Below are 15,013 nucleotides of genomic sequence, written 5' to 3'. Positions count from 1 at the left end.
GGGCGCTCCGGCAGGAGACGGCCCGCCCGGGCGGTCAGCGCCGGGCGCTGTCGGGGAGCTTCGGCTGGCGGTACAGGTCGACCAGCACCTGGTCGAGGAGCGCCGAGGCGCCCCAAGGCCGCGAGCTGTTGAGAATGGCGACCACCGCCCAGGTGTTGCCGTTCTGGTCGCGGCTGAAACCGGCGATGGCGCGCACGGTGTTCAGGGTGCCGGTTTTGATGTGCGCCTCGCCGACCAGCGGCGTGCGGCGCAGGCGCTTGCGCATGGTGCCGTCCATCGCCACCAGCGGCATCGAGGCGATGAACTCGGCCGCGTAGGGGCTGTGCCAGGCGGCCCTGAGCATCTCGGCCATTTCCCGCGCGCTGATCCGCTCGGCCCGCGAGAGGCCGGAGCCGTTCTCCATCACCAGGTGTCGCGGGTCGATGCCCTTGCGCGCCATCCATTGGCTGATCGCGCGGTAGGCCGCTTTGGCGTCGTCGGCGTCGGCGGAGGTGCGCAGCTGCTGGCCGATGCTGAGAAACAGCTGGCGGGCCATGGTGTTGTTGCTGAACTTGTTGATGTCGCGAATGATCTCCACCACGTCCGGCGAGAAGGCGCGGACCAGCAGGCGGGCCTGCTTGGGCACCTCGCCGAGGCGGTCCTGGCCGCGGATGCTGCCGCCCAGCTCCTGCCAGATGGCGCGCACGGCGCCGGCGGCGTAGGTCTGGTGGTCGAGCGGGGCGATGTAGCTTTGCGCGCTGCAGCCGGCGGGCAACGAGCCGGTGACCACCATGCTGTAGCCCTTGTCCTGCGGGACCAAGTTGTAGCGCACGTCCGGCCAGTCCGGGCAGGTGCCGGCCGGCAGCGCCTTGGCCTGGTTGTCGATGGTCATCCCGGCGATCGGCGGCTCGACGCTGACCTGCACCTTGCCGGGCTCGGCGCGGGCGATGAAGCGCAGCGCCTTGAGGTTGACCAGCAGGGAGTCGGGCTCGACCAGGAAAGGCTGGGTGCCGTCGCCGCCGTCGTCGTTGAACGACGGCAGCTGCGGCTTCACGAAGTGGCTGCGGTCGAGCACCAGGTCGCCGCGCACTTCCCGCACGCCGTTGGCGCGCAGGTCGCGCATCAGCAGCCAGAGCTTTTCCATGTTCAGCTTGGGGTCGCCGCCGCCCTTCAGGTACAGGTTGCCGTCGAGCACGCCGTCGCGCAGCGGACCGTCGGCGTAGAACTGGGTCTGCCACTTGTGGGTCGGGCCGAGCAGCTCGAGGGCGGCGTAGGTGGTCACCAGCTTCATGGTTGAGGCCGGGTTCAGCGGCACGTCGGCGTTGACGAAGGTCGGCGTGCCCGGGCCGGTGAGCGGCAGCACCACCAGGGACAGGGCGTCGTTGGGGAGCTTGTAGGCGCTCAGCGCCTGCTGGACATTCTTCGGGAGCGTGGTGTTGATCTGGGCCGCGCTCGCCGACAGTGCGAACGGCATCAGCAGGCTGGCAATGGCCAGTCGGCGAAAAATTGCGATCATCGAGGGTGCCCCTCCGACTCAGGGCTGAACGAAGCGAAAAGGTGAAAAATCCGGCGGCTTCCGGGAACGGCCCGCATTATGCCCGAAGCCGGGCGGCAGAGGGCTGCCGATGCGCAGGTCCGGCGGCTGGCCGGTTTTCCCGTCCCGGCGCGCCGCTCAGTGCGGCAGCGCGTCCGTGCCGGAGCGGGCGGCACGCCGCTCGCGCAGCCGGCGTCCACCGTACAGGGTCAGTGCCACCAGCAGCGCCAGCAGCGCGCCGATCAGGCTGCCCAGCAGGCGTTCGCGGCTCAGCGGCCAGTCCTGTGCCAGGCTCTCGGCCAGCAGCAGGACGCAGAAGGTCATCTGCAGCACGTAGAGGCTGTAGCGGCCGACCTGGAGGGCACGGTTGAGCAGGATCAGCGCCAGTGCCAGGGCGACCATCTGCGCCGGGCTGTGCAGGCCGCGGCCGGCGAGCACCAGCAGGCCGGCGGCGAGCAGGGCGACCAGGGCGATCTTCAGCGCGCGCCGCAGCCGGCCCTTGAGGTCGATCTGCAGGCCGGTGACCACCGCCAGGGTCAGCCAGTAGCCGCGCGGCTGCCCGGACAGGTTGACGATCAGCCCGGCCAGGCCGCAGACCAGGGTGCAGCCCAGGGCATAGAGCCGCCACTGCGGTTTCGGCAGGCGCGCCGCATGCTGGCGCAGCACCTTCAGCACGCTGGGCAGACGCGGCATGTGGGGCCACAGGCGCAGGCCGTGCAGGCCGCGCAGGCTGAAGGCGAGCAGGGTCGCCCAGAGGCCGCCGAGGGTGAACAGCATGGCCACGGCGTAGGGGTTGGGCATGCCGCCCAGGCCCTGCTGGCCCTGCCCCAGGCAGAGACAGGCGAGCATGCCGAGGCCGAGCTTGCCGGCCTCTCGGCCGAAACGTTGCAACCAGGCGAGCAGCAGGCCTCCGGCGGCGAAGACCAAGAGGCTTTCGAGCGGCCCGGGCGCGGACCAGAAGCCCAGGCCCGCGCTGCAGGCGCCGAGCAGGGTCAGCAGGAGCATGCGCAGCATGCCGAAGCGGTGCAGGGGGTCGGCCTGGGCGGCCAGGAAGGCGCCGACCGCCGCCCAGAGAAATCCGGAATGGCCGCTGAACAGCGCGAGCAGCAGGGGCAGGGCGCAGCCGAGAGCGGCCACGACCGCTGCTCCCCAGGTGGGGTCGACCGTCCATTGGTGGCGGTAGGGCAGAAAGCGGAGCATCGACTGCGTTCCTTCTTTCACGCCGCGGCGGCCGGGGGCTTCGTGCCCCCGCGCCGGGCAGTCCGGACCCGCGGGGCGCGGGCGCTCATGCGTGACCGGAGAGCCCGGTCATTTCCCGGGCCATCTCGGTGGCGTAGCCGTCGGTCATGCCGGCGATGAAGTCGATCATCCGCAGGTAGGCATGGTACAGCGGCCACTGCGGGTCCGGTGCGTTGTTGCCGAGCAGGTCGAGGATGCGCCGGTTCTTGAACGACGTCCGCCGCCCGCCGTGCTGCTCCAGGGCCGCACCGCAGAAGGCGTCGAGGAGGGTCTCCAGGGTGGTGTAGGCGCCGATCTCGTGGAGGGTCTTGCGCTTGTCGTGGAAGATCTTCTCGCGGGCGATGCGCTTGGCCTGTAGCACGCAGTCCTTGGCCGGTCCGTGCATGTGCTCGACCAGATCTCCGCTCAGGCTGCCGGCGAGCAGGGCCGTCTGTTGCTCGACGAAGGCCCGGGCCGCCGCGTTGGTCAGGTGCTCGATGGCCTTGCCGCGCAGGATCGCCAGCTTGCGCCGCCGCGAGTCGCGCGGGCCGAGCTGGCGGTAGGACTCCGGCAGGTCGTCGCCGACCAGGCCGAGCAACAGGGCCTCGACCTCGGGGTAGTCGAGCAGCCCCATTTCCAGGCCGTCTTCCAGGTCAATCAGCGCGTAGCAGATGTCGTCCGCCGCTTCCATCAGGTAGACCAGCGGATGGCGTGCCCAGCGTTGTTCGTCGAGCTTCGGCAGGCCGAGCTTCTCGGCGATCTGCTCGAGCAGCGGCAGCTCGCTCTGGTAGCAGCCGAACTTGTGCTTCTTGTAGCCCTGGGCCGGCGCGTGGCGGGACGCCCAGGGGTACTTGAGATAGGCGCCGAGGGTGGCGTAGGTGAGGCGGGTGCCGCCGTCGAACTGGTGGTATTCCAGCTGGGTGAGCACGCGAAAGCCCTGGGCGTTGCCCTCGAACTGCAGGAAGTCGTCGCGTTCCGCCTCGTTCATCCCGTCCAGCCAGCCGCGTCCGGCGGCCTGGTGGAACCAGTAGCGGATGGCGTCCTCGCCGGAGTGGCCGAACGGCGGGTTGCCGATATCGTGGGCCAGGCAGGCCGACTGGACGATCATCCCGAGGTCGGCGGGGCTGCACCATTCCGGCAGGGCATCGCGCAGCACTTCGCCGACCCGCATGCCCAGCGAGCGCCCGACGCAGCTGACTTCCAGGGAGTGGGTCAGGCGGGTGTGGATGTGGTCGTTGCTGGACACCGGATGGACCTGGGTCTTGCGGCCCAGGCGGCGGAAGGCCCCGGAGAAGATGATGCGGTCGTGGTCCTTGTGGAAGGGACTGCGGCCCAGCTCGTCGATGCTGTGCACCGATTTGCCCAGGCGTTCGCGGGTCAGTAGGGTTTGCCAGTCCAAAGCCGTTCCTCATTCTTGGTAAGCAGCCGGCGCAGGGGCGAAACGCCCGGACTGCCGCGCGACTGCCAGCGCATCCTTGGACAGCGCGGCAAATCCGTCAAGCCTGGGGCTTGGGCGGAGCCTGCGGCGGGCGGGACTCGCGGTATTGTCGCAGGCCCGCGCTGACCAGGGGATAGACTTCCAGGGCAAAGCGCGCCAGCTTGCCGAAGCGCCCCAGGCGCTTGCCGAACAGGGTCAGCAGAAGCACCCCGCCGAAGGCCAGCGGCGTGCCCTTGCCCCGCGCGGCGCGGCCGGGTGCGAACAGGTGGCCGAGCTGGCGCAGCGGATGGCGCAGGGGCTCGGCGTGATAGTCGAGTTGCTGGCGCTGCATTTCCATGCGCAGGCGCACCAGCTCCTTGCGCATTTCCAGCTCGCTGCGGCGGGGCGGGCTCATGGCAGCAGCTCCCGGTTGCGCGCCAGTTCCTCGAGGGTCGCCTGGAACGGATGGTCGCTGCGTCGCGCTAGCTTCAGCGTGCGGAGGATGCAGAACAGCAGGGCCAGGCCGTAGGCGAGGCAGAGGCCGAAGATCGCGGCCAGGCGGTGGCTGTCCCAGCAGGCGACGACCACGGCCGTCGACAGGCCGATCAGCAGCAGCAGGCCGAACAGCAGGCAGAGGCTGGCGAAGAGGAATAGCCGGAAGGCGTAGGTCTTCTCCTCCTGGAGTTCGAGGCCCAGCAGTTCCAGGTGATTTTGCAGCAGGCCGAGCAGGGCTCCGCCGAACCGTTTCAGGGACGGCTGGCGGTCTTCCCCGGACGGCGGCGGTGGCGAGGCATCCATTGGCGACGACTCCCCGGGCACTCAGCGGCGACCGGCCAGCAGGCCGAGCAGCAGGCCGATCCCGGCGGCGATGCCGAGCGACTGCCAGGGATGGCTGTGCACGTAGGCCTCGGTGGCCTGCAGCGCCGCCTGTCCCTGCTCGCGCAGGCGGCCTTCGCTGTCCTTGAGCGCCTCGCGGGCGCGGCCGAGGTTGCCTTCGATCTTCGCCCGCAGTTCGTCCGCCTCGTCGCCGGTCGCTTCGGCGCTGTAGCGGAGCAGGCGCTCGGTGTCGTCGAGCAGGGCGTGGAATTCGTCGATCACCGCCTGCTGGGCGCGCTGCAGGTTGCGACGGTGCACCGAGGCCGACGCGCCCGGCGCGCAGCAGGTGCAGCTCTCGGAGGGTGCCGACGGGGTTTGGCTGCTGTCCGTGGTCATGCTGGATGGTCCTCATCTCGTGGTGGCCGGCCGCCGAATGCCGGTGGCGGCCGGGATAGGTCGCCTGCCTGGGCGGCCTCTTGTGCGCGGCATAGGGTGTCTTGGCTGCATGTTAAACTTCAACAAGTTCATTGTCGTGAGACGGCTCCCCATGCTTCCCGAGTGCCAACTGTTCGGAACTCTCGGCTGCCATCTCTGCGAGCTGGCCGAGGGCTTGTTGATGCCTTTCGTCGAAAACGGCTTGCAGGTCGAGCTGGTCGACATCGCCGAGGACGAGAGTCGGGTCGCGCACTATGGACTGCGCATCCCCGTGCTGCGGCGACAGGACAACGGCGACGAACTGGACTGGCCCTTCGAGGCCGGGCAGGTGGCCGCCTTTCTGCGTCAGCCGGGCTTTAGCGGCGGCTGAGCCGATCGCCCCGCTCGCTGCGCCATTGCCAGGGCGGCACGATCTCCGCCTGCGGCAATCCCCAGAGGCCGCGCTGCAGCGACCTGGCTTCGGTCTCCAGCGGTGTCAGGTGCGGATCGCCGTCGACCCAGGCCGCCCCCTGGCGGACCATTTCTCCATTGACGTAAAGATCGTCGAGATAGACGCGGGCCACCTTGGGGCCGTAGCGCGTCTGCTCGACGACCTCCAGTCGGACGCTCTTGTTGTAGACCAGTCGAAATAGCTGCAACTGGGCCAGTTGCCCGTAGGGCTGGGCGATTTCCGGGGCATCGAGATCGGCCAGGCGAATCTCGATCCGCTGCTTGGCCGCGCTCAGGCAGGTCAGGCTGTCGCCGTCCTGTACGCGGATGACCCGACAGGTCGGTTCGGCAGCGGGAAGGGAGCTTGCGAACAACAGCGCAGCGGCACCGCATGCGCCGACAAGAATGGGAGCGTTCATCCGTATTCGCGAGAAGTCCCTGTCTCGCCGGGCAGGGGGGATAGCCTGTCACGCGTGGCGTGATCCTTCTCTCGCATTCTCCGGGTCGTGGCTATCGAACGGGCTGATTGGAAGCCGTGGCTTTCCACCGACGGCCGCTCCTGGCGCCAAGCGGTTACTGCTCGCGTTGACTTGACGGTCTGTCCGGGGTTGGACTGCTGGACCGCACGTCCCGGATCTCCCCGCCGTAAGGCCGGGAGAGCTGGATAAGATGATAGTGGTCCGATGGAGCAAGGCAAGCGCCGGCGAGGGCTACCGACGGGACGGGCGACGTTCGGCACCTAGCGCTTGCGCCACAGCCAGCCGGCGGCGATCAGGCTGCCCAGGGCGATGCCCAACAGGTCGGCAAGCAGGTCGCGGTAGTCGGCGGTGCGGTAGCCGGTCAGCGCCTGCAGGCCCTCGATGGCGATCCCGTAGAGGAGCAGGCCGGCCGGCACCGAGTGCCGCCGTTCGGGAAAGCCCAGGCGGCCGAGGAAGGCCAGCACGGCGAAGGCCAGCAGGTGGTTGCTCTTGTCCCAGCCGGTGTCCAGCGGCGGAGTGACGTTCTTGGTCAGGGACAGCGCGAGCACCGCCGCTAGGCAGCCGAAGAAGGCCAGGCGCCAGAGGCGGAGGGGATTGGCGAGGCGGCGCGCGGTGGGCATCGGCCGGCTCGCTCAGGCGCCCAGTTCCGCGCGCAGCGCTTCGTAGGACGGGGCGGCGTGGATGCCCACCGCGGCCGCCAGCTGCAGCGTCGCCTCGAGGTCGCAGGTGTACACCAGCACGGCCTGCAGTTCGTCGTCCAGCGGCGCGCTGAAGTCCAGCAGGACGTAGCCGCCCTTTTCCGGGTAGAGGCTGCCCAGCTGTACCTGGATGCGGTTGAGCGCCTTCAGCGGCTCCACCTTGTGCAGTTGCTTGGGCTTGAGCACGAAGGATACCTCCGGGCCGAACGAGGCGACGATCTGCTCGAACAGCGCTTCATGAGTGTCCCCCTGGAACAGCACCGTCTCCGGCAGGCTGCCGACCACCATCCACTCGCCCAGCGGAATAGGGAAGCTGTCGTCGTAGTTGATGTCCGGATTGGCCGCGAGGAAGGCCTGCGGATCGGCGTAAGCCTGCGCCGCCTCGTCGGCGATCCGCGCGATCTCTTCTTCGCTGAGACAGCCCGAGCTGATGTTGCGGATGAGTTCCTGGAGCTGGTCTTTCATGGCGGCCTCGATGGCTGGAGGGGGAGACGGGCGGCGGTCGGTGTGCGCGGCGCCCCGGATTCTAGCCTATTCGCACGAAGTGGCCGGCCGAGGTCTTTACTGTTTGCAGGAGTTGGTACTTTGGTACAAAAGCGGAGCGGGCACTCGGAAAGGCTTGTTAAAATTTGAAAGGGTATAGTGGCATTGTGACTCTATCTCTTGTCGGGGTAGTTTCCGACGCGGGAAACCGGGACCGGTTTCCAGTGCCGCGACAGGAGGTAATACATGGCATCCCGATTCTCCCTACTCCCGCCGCAGGTCGAGGCCCGGTCCCTGCCGGCCATCGGCTGGTCGCACAGCGTCGTCTTGCTGCGCGAGGCGGTAACGGTGGATCGGTTGATCGGGCCTATCGTCCAGCGCCCGGCGTTGAGCGCGCGTCCCCTGCAGCGCGCCGGCCGCCTGCATCGCCACCGGCGCACGCGGCCCGAGGCTCACGCGCAGGCGCCGCGGGCCTTCGCCGAGCATCCGTTGCTGCGCCGTCTCCAGCCGCTGCCGCGGGGGCGGGGCTGCCTGCCGCTCGGCCGGCTGACGGTGCGGCTGGATGACAAGTCGGGGCTGGTCTACCAAGGCCCGCTTACTTCGCCCGAGGACCAGGCATGAACAGACGCTTCAACCTGCTCGACGAGCCTTGGTTGCCGGTGCGTCTGCAGGACGGGCAGGTCTGCGACCTGGGGTTGCTGGAGCTGTTCGAGCGCGCCGGCGAAATCGGTGCCCTGGCGGAAACCGCGCCGCCCAGCCTGATCGCCCAGTACCGCCTGCTGCTGGCCATCGTCCATCGCGCGCTGAGTTGCGCTCAGGGACGCTGGACGGATGCCGAGCGGGCGCGCTGGTATCGCCAGGGCCTGCCGGCCGAGGCCGTGCGCGACTATTTGGAGCACTGGCGCGAACGTTTCTGGCTGTTCCATCCCGAGCGGCCCTTCATGCAGGTCGCGGCGCTGGCCGGTGCCGTGGAAACCCGCGACCGGCACAAGCCCTGGTCGCAGATTTCCCTGGCCAGCGCCAGCGGCAATGCGCCGGTGCTGTTCGATCACTCCTGCGATCTGGCGCCGCGCCCCATCGCCGCCGCCGATGCGCTGCGCACCCTGCTGGGCTTTCTGCAGTTCACGCCGGGCGGTCTGGTCAAGGTCCTGCGCGACGCCGACAAGGCCGGTGCGCTGGCCAATACCGCCGCGGTCATGCCCCTTGGCGCCTCCTTGGCGCAAGGCCTCTGCCTGGCCCTGCATCCGCCTACTCCGGCCGGGCACGAGGATCTGCCCAGCTGGGAGCAGGCCCCGCCGGGCGTCGCGCAACTGCGCGGCGAGCCGAGGCTGGCGAGCGGTCCCAACGATCGTTACAGCCGTCTGGCCCGTGCCGTGCTGTTGCTGTCCGACGAGGAGGGCCGGGTGCAGTGGATACGCTTCGCCGCCGGCATCGCCCTGGCCGAGGATGCGCAGGCGCCCGATCCCATGGCCAGCTACCGGGCCGGCAGCCATGGCCCGGTGCGGCTGAGCTTCGCCGAGGGCCGCGCGTTCTGGCGCGATCTGCCGGCCTTGCTGCCCGAGGACGAAGGTCTGGCTTCCCAGCCGGCGGCCGTCTTGGGCTGGGCGGCCAACCTGCAGTTTCTTGCGGGCGGCGGCGAGCAGCCTGTGCTGGTGGCCGGCCTGGCCAGCGACCAGGCCAAGCTGTTGCGCTGGCGCTCCGAGCGCATCGTCCTGCCGACGGCGCTGCTGGCCTCGGCGGATTGCGCCAACGCGCTGCGCCGGCAACTGCGCCGCGCCGAAGCGCTGTTCGGCGATATCCGCATGCTGGCTGCCGGCATGCTCGCCGAAATTCGGCCCGATCCCGCCGGCAAGGATACCGGGGCCAGGGCGCGCACCCTGTTCGATGCCGGACCGGCGCCGGCGCTTTATTTCGCCACGGCCGAGCGTGCCCTGGGCCGGCTGATGGCCCTGCTCGGCAGTGGCGATTCGGACGATCTGGCGCGGGCCGAGGCCCTCTGGTCGCAGACCCTGCTGGCGGCGGCCCAGGCTGCCTGGCAGGCGGCCTGCGACGGCCTGGGCCGCTCGCCGAAGGCGCTGCGTGCCGAGGCCCGCGCCTATCCACGCTTGCTGGCGTGCCTGAGTCCGCTGCGTCCCGCGGAGGACCACGCTGCCGTCGCCGACGAGGAGGCCCGAGCATGAGCGATTACGCACAGCGCTTCATCGCGCACCTGGAAAGCCTGCACGAGCACGACCGCGCTGCCCTGGCGGAGTTGCGCCGCAGCCTGGGCTTCGCCCCCGGCGCCTATCCGCCGGCCTATCCGTACGTCGAGCCTTTCGTCGCGGCCGAACGGCACGCCCAGGGTGCCTCGCGCCCGGCGCTCTACGTGGTGGCCGGTCTGTACGCCACGCACCCCCGGCAGGCCGGGAGGAGTCTGGCCAGCAGCCTGGGCGAGCTGATGCGCCGGCGCGACAGCGCCGGCATCGAGCAGCGTTTCATCGCCCTGCTGGGAGCCGATGCTGAGAACCTGGCGACCTACCTGCGCCGGGTCGTCAGCCTGCTGGCGGCCGGCGACCTGGCGCTGGACTACGCCGCCTTGCTCGAGGATCTGAACCGCTGGCTCGACCCGCGGATCGACCCCGAGCGGCGCGACCTCGTGCGCCAGCGCTGGGCGCGGGATTTCTACCGGGCGCTGGCGGCTCCGGCCAGTGAACGGGCGCCAACCCCTGGCAACGCTTGAGAAGGACACCATGAGTCTGTTCATCGAATTCCACCTGATCCAGAACTTCGCCCCGTCCAATCTCAACCGCGACGACACCGGCGCGCCCAAGGACGCGCTGTTCGGCGGTCACCGCCGGGCGCGGGTGAGCAGCCAGTGCTTCAAGCGCGCCATCCGCCTGGCCGCCCGCGAGCACGAACTGGTGGCGCCGGAGTTCCGCGGGGTGCGCACCCGGAAACTCCAGGCCCTGCTGCTGGAGCGCCTGGCCGGCCGCGACCCGCTCGAAGCGCAGGGGCGAATCGAGACCGCCCTGGCCGCCGCCGGCCTCAAGCTCAAGGACGACGGCAAGACCGAATACCTGCTGTTTCTCGGCGAGGCGGAAATCGCCGGCTTCGCCGGGCTGATCGAGCAGCACTGGGACGAACTGGCCGCTGCATCCGCCGGTGGCGAGAAGAAGGGCAAGAAGGAAGCCAAGGCCCGCGCGCCGGCCGAGGTGGTGAAGAAAGCCAAGGCCCTGCTCGATGGTGGCAAGGCGGTGGATGTGGCGCTGTTCGGCCGCATGCTGGCCGACCTGCCGGAGGTCAACCAGAGTGCGGCCTGCCAAGTGGCGCACGCCATCAGCACCCACCGCGTCGAGCGCGAGTTCGATTACTTCACCGCCGTCGACGACAAGGGCGGGCCGGACGAAGCCGGTGCCGGGATGATCGGCCAGCTGGAGTTCAATTCCGCGACCCTCTACCGCTATGCGGTGGTCGATGCGCGCAAGCTCTTGGGCAACCTGCAGGGCGACTGCGAACTGACCCTGTCGGCGCTGGAGGCCTTTACCCAGGCCATGGTGCGCGCCATTCCCACGGGCAAGCAGAACAGCTTCGCCGCGCACAACCTGCCCAGCTTCGTCGGGGTCTGCCTGCGCCATGGCAGCCCGCTGAGCCTGGCCAACGCCTTCGAGCAGCCGGTGAGTCCGCGGGCGGACAGGTCGCTGAGTCGCCAGTCGGTCGAGTTGCTCGCCGGCCATGAAGATCAGTTGGCGGCCCTCTATGCCGACCGCCGCGACCAGTGGGCCTACCTCGATCTGAGCGAGGCCTGGCCGGCGCACAAGGGCCGGCGGGCGGCGAACCTCAACGAACTGGCGGCCTGGGTGCGCGAGCAGGCCGCGGCCCGGCTGGCGCGTTGAGCATGGCCACCCTACTGATGCGCCTGCAGGGGCCGCTGCAGTCCTGGGGCACCACCAGCCGTTTCGACGAGCGCGACACGCAACTGGAGCCGTCCAAGTCCGGCGTACTCGGCCTCGTCTGTGCTGCCCTCGGGCGCGACCGCGGCGAGCCGGTGGCCGACCTGGCGGCCCTGCGCATGGGCGTGCGGGTCGACCGCGAAGGCGTACCGATGCGCGACTACCAGACCGCCACGGGCGTGTTGCTCGCCAGCGGCAAGCCCGACCTGCGCCGTACCGTGCTCAGCCCACGTTTCCACCTGGCGGATGCGGCGTTTCTGGTCGGCCTGGAGGGCGCCGACGAACGCCTGCTGACGTGCATCCATGCCGCCCTGCGCGCGCCGTTCTGGCCGCTGGCCCTGGGGCGCAAGAGTTTTGTCCCCGGCCTGCCGGTCTGGCTGGCGGACGGCCTCTCGCCCTTGTCCCTGGAGCAGGCCCTGGCCGGTTACCCGCGCCTGGCGCCGGCCCAGCGGGCCGACCGGGGGCAGCCGCTGCGTTGCCTGCTGGAGGACGAGCGGGAGGGCGCCATCCGTCTGGACCAACCGCTGGCGCCGTTCGCCGAGCGGCGTTTCGGCCCGCGCTTCGTGAAATCGGGAGTGCTGCATGCACCTGACCAGGCTGACGCTTGACCCGCGCAGCGCCCAGGCCCGCCGCGACCTGAGCGATCCCTACGAAATGCACCGCACCCTGGCCCGCGCCTTCGCCGCGGGTGCGCAGACCCGGCCCGCGCGCTTTCTCTGGCGCCTGGAGGCGGGCAGCAATGCTTGGGCCACGCCCGTGGTGCTGGTACAGGCCGTCGTCGAGGCCGACTGGTCGGCCTTGCAGGCGCTGCCCAACTACCTGCAACGGCCCGTCGAGGGCAAGCGGCTGGCGCTGGAGGAGTGGATCGAGGGCGGCGCGCGCTACCGCTTCCGCCTGCAGGCCAATCCGACCGTCAGCCGCCAGGGCAAACGCTACGGCCTGGTGGGGGAGACCGAGCAACTGGCCTGGCTCGACCGGCAGGGCGGACGTCATGGCTTCACTGTCGAGGCGGCCCTGGTGACGGCCAGCGATGTGCTGATCGGGCGCAAGGGCAACGGGCGCATCAGCGTGCAGCGGGCCTGTTTCGAGGGCGTGCTCCGGGTGCAGAACCCGGAGGCTTTCGGCCACGCCCTGGCGGTGGGCATCGGCCCGGCCAAGGCCTTCGGCTGCGGCCTGCTCAGCGTGGCGCGGTGTTCCCCGCATCCGCGGGGATGACTCGACGGGCTGCCATTCGCCGGATTTTCCGACGAATGGCAGCCCGTCGAGCCGGAGCCGGTCAATGAGGCGGCCCGCCTCGCCGATATACTTTCCGGCAATCCCCGTGCCCGCGGGGATGAACCCGGACAACCTGCAACCGCGCCAGTCGTCAACGAGCGCTCCCCGCTCCCGCGGGGTTGACCCGCAGGTCCGGCGCGATCGGGCAGGGCCGCTCAGGCGGTCTGCCCGGTTCGCCTTTTCACGCCCTTCCCGAGGCTTTCCAGACCCCAGGCATCTTTCAGTGCGGACCGATTTCCCGACGCAGGGCGGCGAGGCTGCGCTGGTGGGCGAGTTCGGCGGCGGCCGGGTTGTGGCGCAGGCCGCCGCTGCGGGCGAAGGCGTGCTCGCAGCCGGGGTAGTCGTACAGTTCGACGTTCGGCCTGCCGTCCAGGCCGGCGTGGATCGCCGCCCGGACCTTGCCCGGGCAGAAGGCGTCCCCCTCGGCGATGTGCAGCACCAGACGGCCGCGGATGTTCGCGGCTTCCTCCAGCAGGTGCTCGATGCCGACGCCGTAGTAGCCGACGGAGCAGGCGACGTCGCTGCGGGCGGCGGTCAGGTAGGCGAGCTTGCCGCCCAGGCAGAAACCGACGAAACCGGCGCCGGCCGCGGCGTCCACCTCGGGCATCCGGCGTGCCGCCGCGAAGGTGGCGACGATGTCCTCGACGCCCTTGTCGACATCGAACTTGCCGAAGAGGGAGAAGGCCTTCTCCCGGTCGGCGCCCTCGTAACCCAGCTCGACGCCCGGCTCGATGCGCCAGAACAGGTCGGGCGCGACGGCGACGTAGCCTTCCCCGGCATAACGGTCGGCCACGGCACGAATGTTGGCGTTGACGCCGCAGATTTCCTGTCCGATGACCACGGCCGGACCGCGGCCGCTCGGCGGCAGGGCGACATAGGCATCGAAGCGACCGCTGCCGTCGGTGGCTTCGATCTGCAGGGTGGAACCCATGGTTTCCTCCTTTTTCCTGGGGTGTCACATCCGGCGCCGGTCATGCCGGGAAGCAACTGGCTGACCGGGGAGCCGTTCAGCTTGAATTAACCTTTCGCGCTTACGCTCGATAAAGGCTCACAGTCCGTTTGCGATGTCGGGCTACAGGATACTCCCTGATCGTGACAGGCAGCCTTTTCACCGGTCTTTACGAAGAAAGTTCCGCAGCCATTGGATATTTTCGCTCAAGAAATTTTTTTGAAACAAAGCCCCGCCATGATTCCGCCCCATTCCAGCGATACGCCAAACACTTACGTGTGTTTTTCAAATTTTCGATGAAAAGGGGAATCCTTGATGATCCGCAAGCACTTCGCCGGTGTTTTCGCCAGCGCCCAGGCGCAGGGCGTCTCGGCCCAGGCTTCTGCCGGTACCGTCGTGTCTATCCGCACTGTTAAGACCAGCACCGGAGATATCGTCTGATGCGCCGGCCGGAGAAGCGAGCAATGAACAGGAAGTCCACGCTGACCCTGGCCGTGGTGGCCGGTACCCTGGGGCTGCCGATGACGGTGCAGGAGGCGGCGGCTGCCGGCTTCATCGAGGACAGCAAGGCCACCCTGGGCTTCAGGACCTTCTACATGAACCAGGACGACCGCAACTCGGATCGTCCCCGGATCGACGAGACGGGCCAGGCCTTCCTCTTCGAGTACAAGTCCGGCTTCACCGAGGGCTTCGTCGGTTTCGGCCTCGACGTGATCGCCCAGGAGGGCGTTCGCCTGGATGGCGGCGGTCGTGCCGGCAAGGCGGGTGCCGAGCGCGCCCCCGGCGCGGGCAGCATGTTCCCGCTGAAATCCAACGGCAAGTCCCAGGAAGATTACGGTCGTCTCAACGCGACCGGCAAGATGCGCATCTCCAAGACCATCGCCGAGGTCGGCGTGCTGCGTCCCACCCTGCCGATCCTCAAGAGCAACGACGGTCGCCTGCTGCCGCAGCTCTTCCACGGGGCACAGGTCACCTCCAACGAGTTCAGCAACCTGACCTTCGTCGGCGGCCGGCTCGAGCACTCCACCGAGCGTAACTCCACCGACAGCCAGGCCCTGTTCATCGGCGGCGCGGCAAACAATCAGCGCAGCAACGAGTTCTACTACGGCGGCGTCGACTACAAGGCCACCAAGGCACTGACGCTGCAGTACTACTACAGCAACCTGGACGACTTCTACGAGCAGCACTTCTTCGGCCTGGTGCACAACTGGGCGCTGCCGGTCGGCGCGCTGAAGAGCGACCTGCGCTACTGGACCAGCAACTCCGACGGTGCGAACGGCAGTTCCAGCGGCCGTGCCGAAGGTTACCGAAGCAGCGGCTACTGGGGCTCCGGCAGTTCCCACAAGGGCGAGGTCGACAACGACACCCTGAG

Annotated in this window: 19 protein-coding genes; 9 read left to right on the top strand and 10 right to left on the bottom strand. The window is 69.1% G+C overall.

What is annotated here, in order from left to right; all coding sequences use genetic code 11:
• Positions 1 to 34: 34 nt before the first annotated feature.
• The 6 genes from dacB to BMY22_RS15825 form a co-directional block, all read right to left on the bottom strand.
• The gene (dacB, locus tag BMY22_RS15850) at positions 35 to 1,495 is read right to left on the bottom strand and encodes a D-alanyl-D-alanine carboxypeptidase/D-alanyl-D-alanine endopeptidase (RefSeq protein WP_090623732.1); all 1,461 of its coding nucleotides are present in this window, start codon (positions 1,493 to 1,495) and stop codon (positions 35 to 37) included.
• Between the two features lie 156 nt (positions 1,496 to 1,651).
• Entirely contained in the window at positions 1,652 to 2,713 is a 1,062-nt protein-coding gene (locus tag BMY22_RS15845; protein WP_208599306.1) for an FUSC family protein, read from the bottom strand.
• A gap of 85 nt (positions 2,714 to 2,798) precedes the next feature.
• Positions 2,799 to 4,130, bottom strand: a complete 1,332-nt coding sequence (locus tag BMY22_RS15840; RefSeq protein ID WP_090623731.1) for a deoxyguanosinetriphosphate triphosphohydrolase — start codon at positions 4,128 to 4,130, stop codon at positions 2,799 to 2,801.
• Between the two features lie 97 nt (positions 4,131 to 4,227).
• Positions 4,228 to 4,563, bottom strand: coding sequence for a hypothetical protein (locus BMY22_RS15835; protein ID WP_090623729.1), 336 nt, complete (start codon positions 4,561 to 4,563; stop codon positions 4,228 to 4,230).
• Positions 4,560 to 4,946, bottom strand: coding sequence for a phage holin family protein (locus tag BMY22_RS15830; RefSeq protein ID WP_090623728.1), 387 nt, complete (start codon positions 4,944 to 4,946; stop codon positions 4,560 to 4,562). The genes BMY22_RS15835 and BMY22_RS15830 overlap by 4 nt, the downstream gene beginning before the upstream one ends.
• Positions 4,947 to 4,967: 21 nt before the next feature.
• Positions 4,968 to 5,360: an ElaB/YgaM/YqjD family protein gene (locus tag BMY22_RS15825; RefSeq protein ID WP_208599305.1), complete on the bottom strand. Its 393-nt coding sequence runs from the start codon at positions 5,358 to 5,360 to the stop codon at positions 4,968 to 4,970.
• 151 nt (positions 5,361 to 5,511) lie between these two features.
• Between BMY22_RS15825 and BMY22_RS15820 the strand changes: the two genes are divergently transcribed.
• On the top strand, positions 5,512 to 5,769 hold the full coding sequence (locus BMY22_RS15820; RefSeq protein WP_090623726.1) for a glutaredoxin family protein: 258 nt from the start codon (positions 5,512 to 5,514) through the stop codon (positions 5,767 to 5,769).
• On the opposite strand, the gene BMY22_RS15815 is transcribed toward BMY22_RS15820, so the two are convergent.
• From BMY22_RS15815 to BMY22_RS15805, 3 genes are all read right to left on the bottom strand, one after another.
• On the bottom strand, positions 5,756 to 6,247 hold the full coding sequence (locus BMY22_RS15815) for a thermonuclease family protein (RefSeq protein WP_090623725.1): 492 nt from the start codon (positions 6,245 to 6,247) through the stop codon (positions 5,756 to 5,758). The genes BMY22_RS15820 and BMY22_RS15815 overlap by 14 nt on opposite strands.
• A 320-nt stretch (positions 6,248 to 6,567) precedes the next feature.
• Complete coding sequence (locus tag BMY22_RS15810) at positions 6,568 to 6,927, bottom strand: VanZ family protein (protein WP_139211184.1); 360 nt, start codon at positions 6,925 to 6,927, stop codon at positions 6,568 to 6,570.
• Positions 6,928 to 6,939: 12 nt separating this feature from the next.
• Entirely contained in the window at positions 6,940 to 7,470 is a 531-nt protein-coding gene (locus tag BMY22_RS15805; RefSeq protein ID WP_090623723.1) for a hypothetical protein, read from the bottom strand.
• Positions 7,471 to 7,734: 264 nt separating this feature from the next.
• Here BMY22_RS15805 and BMY22_RS15800 point away from each other — a divergent pair, with 264 nt between their 5' ends.
• From BMY22_RS15800 to cas6e, 6 genes are read left to right on the top strand one after another with little or no spacing between them, the layout of a single operon-like run.
• On the top strand, positions 7,735 to 8,109 hold the full coding sequence (locus tag BMY22_RS15800; protein ID WP_090623722.1) for a hypothetical protein: 375 nt from the start codon (positions 7,735 to 7,737) through the stop codon (positions 8,107 to 8,109).
• Positions 8,106 to 9,668 (top strand): type I-E CRISPR-associated protein Cse1/CasA, encoded by a 1,563-nt coding sequence (gene casA / locus BMY22_RS15795; protein WP_090623720.1) that lies wholly within the window; start codon positions 8,106 to 8,108, stop codon positions 9,666 to 9,668. The genes BMY22_RS15800 and casA overlap by 4 nt, the downstream gene beginning before the upstream one ends.
• A complete protein-coding gene (casB, locus tag BMY22_RS15790) occupies positions 9,665 to 10,207 on the top strand; it encodes a type I-E CRISPR-associated protein Cse2/CasB (RefSeq protein ID WP_090623719.1) in 543 nt (180 codons plus the stop codon). Before casA ends, casB begins: the two co-directional genes overlap by 4 nt.
• A gap of 10 nt (positions 10,208 to 10,217) precedes the next feature.
• Positions 10,218 to 11,360 (top strand): type I-E CRISPR-associated protein Cas7/Cse4/CasC, encoded by a 1,143-nt coding sequence (gene cas7e, locus BMY22_RS15785; RefSeq protein WP_090623717.1) that lies wholly within the window; start codon positions 10,218 to 10,220, stop codon positions 11,358 to 11,360.
• Positions 11,361 to 11,362: 2 nt separating this feature from the next.
• Positions 11,363 to 12,025 (top strand): type I-E CRISPR-associated protein Cas5/CasD, encoded by a 663-nt coding sequence (cas5e, locus tag BMY22_RS15780; protein WP_090623716.1) that lies wholly within the window; start codon positions 11,363 to 11,365, stop codon positions 12,023 to 12,025.
• Complete coding sequence (gene cas6e, locus BMY22_RS15775) at positions 12,000 to 12,632, top strand: type I-E CRISPR-associated protein Cas6/Cse3/CasE (RefSeq protein ID WP_090623714.1); 633 nt, start codon at positions 12,000 to 12,002, stop codon at positions 12,630 to 12,632. The genes cas5e and cas6e overlap by 26 nt, the downstream gene beginning before the upstream one ends.
• Positions 12,633 to 12,912: 280 nt before the next feature.
• On the opposite strand, the gene BMY22_RS15770 is transcribed toward cas6e, so the two are convergent.
• Positions 12,913 to 13,623 (bottom strand): dienelactone hydrolase family protein, encoded by a 711-nt coding sequence (locus BMY22_RS15770; protein WP_090623713.1) that lies wholly within the window; start codon positions 13,621 to 13,623, stop codon positions 12,913 to 12,915.
• Positions 13,624 to 13,956: 333 nt separating this feature from the next.
• Between BMY22_RS15770 and BMY22_RS25230 the strand changes: the two genes are divergently transcribed.
• Both BMY22_RS25230 and BMY22_RS15765 read left to right on the top strand, forming a co-directional pair.
• Entirely contained in the window at positions 13,957 to 14,082 is a 126-nt protein-coding gene (locus BMY22_RS25230) for a hypothetical protein (RefSeq protein ID WP_279626367.1), read from the top strand.
• Between the two features lie 23 nt (positions 14,083 to 14,105).
• Positions 14,106 to 15,013, top strand: a 908-nt coding sequence (locus BMY22_RS15765; RefSeq protein WP_143068511.1) for an OprD family outer membrane porin, incomplete at its 3' end; no start/stop codon positions are given.

Source organism: Azotobacter beijerinckii (assembly GCF_900110885.1).
Taxonomy (GTDB): Bacteria; Pseudomonadota; Gammaproteobacteria; order Pseudomonadales; family Pseudomonadaceae; genus Azotobacter; species Azotobacter beijerinckii.
This window is presented reverse-complemented; position numbering and strand designations above follow the sequence as displayed.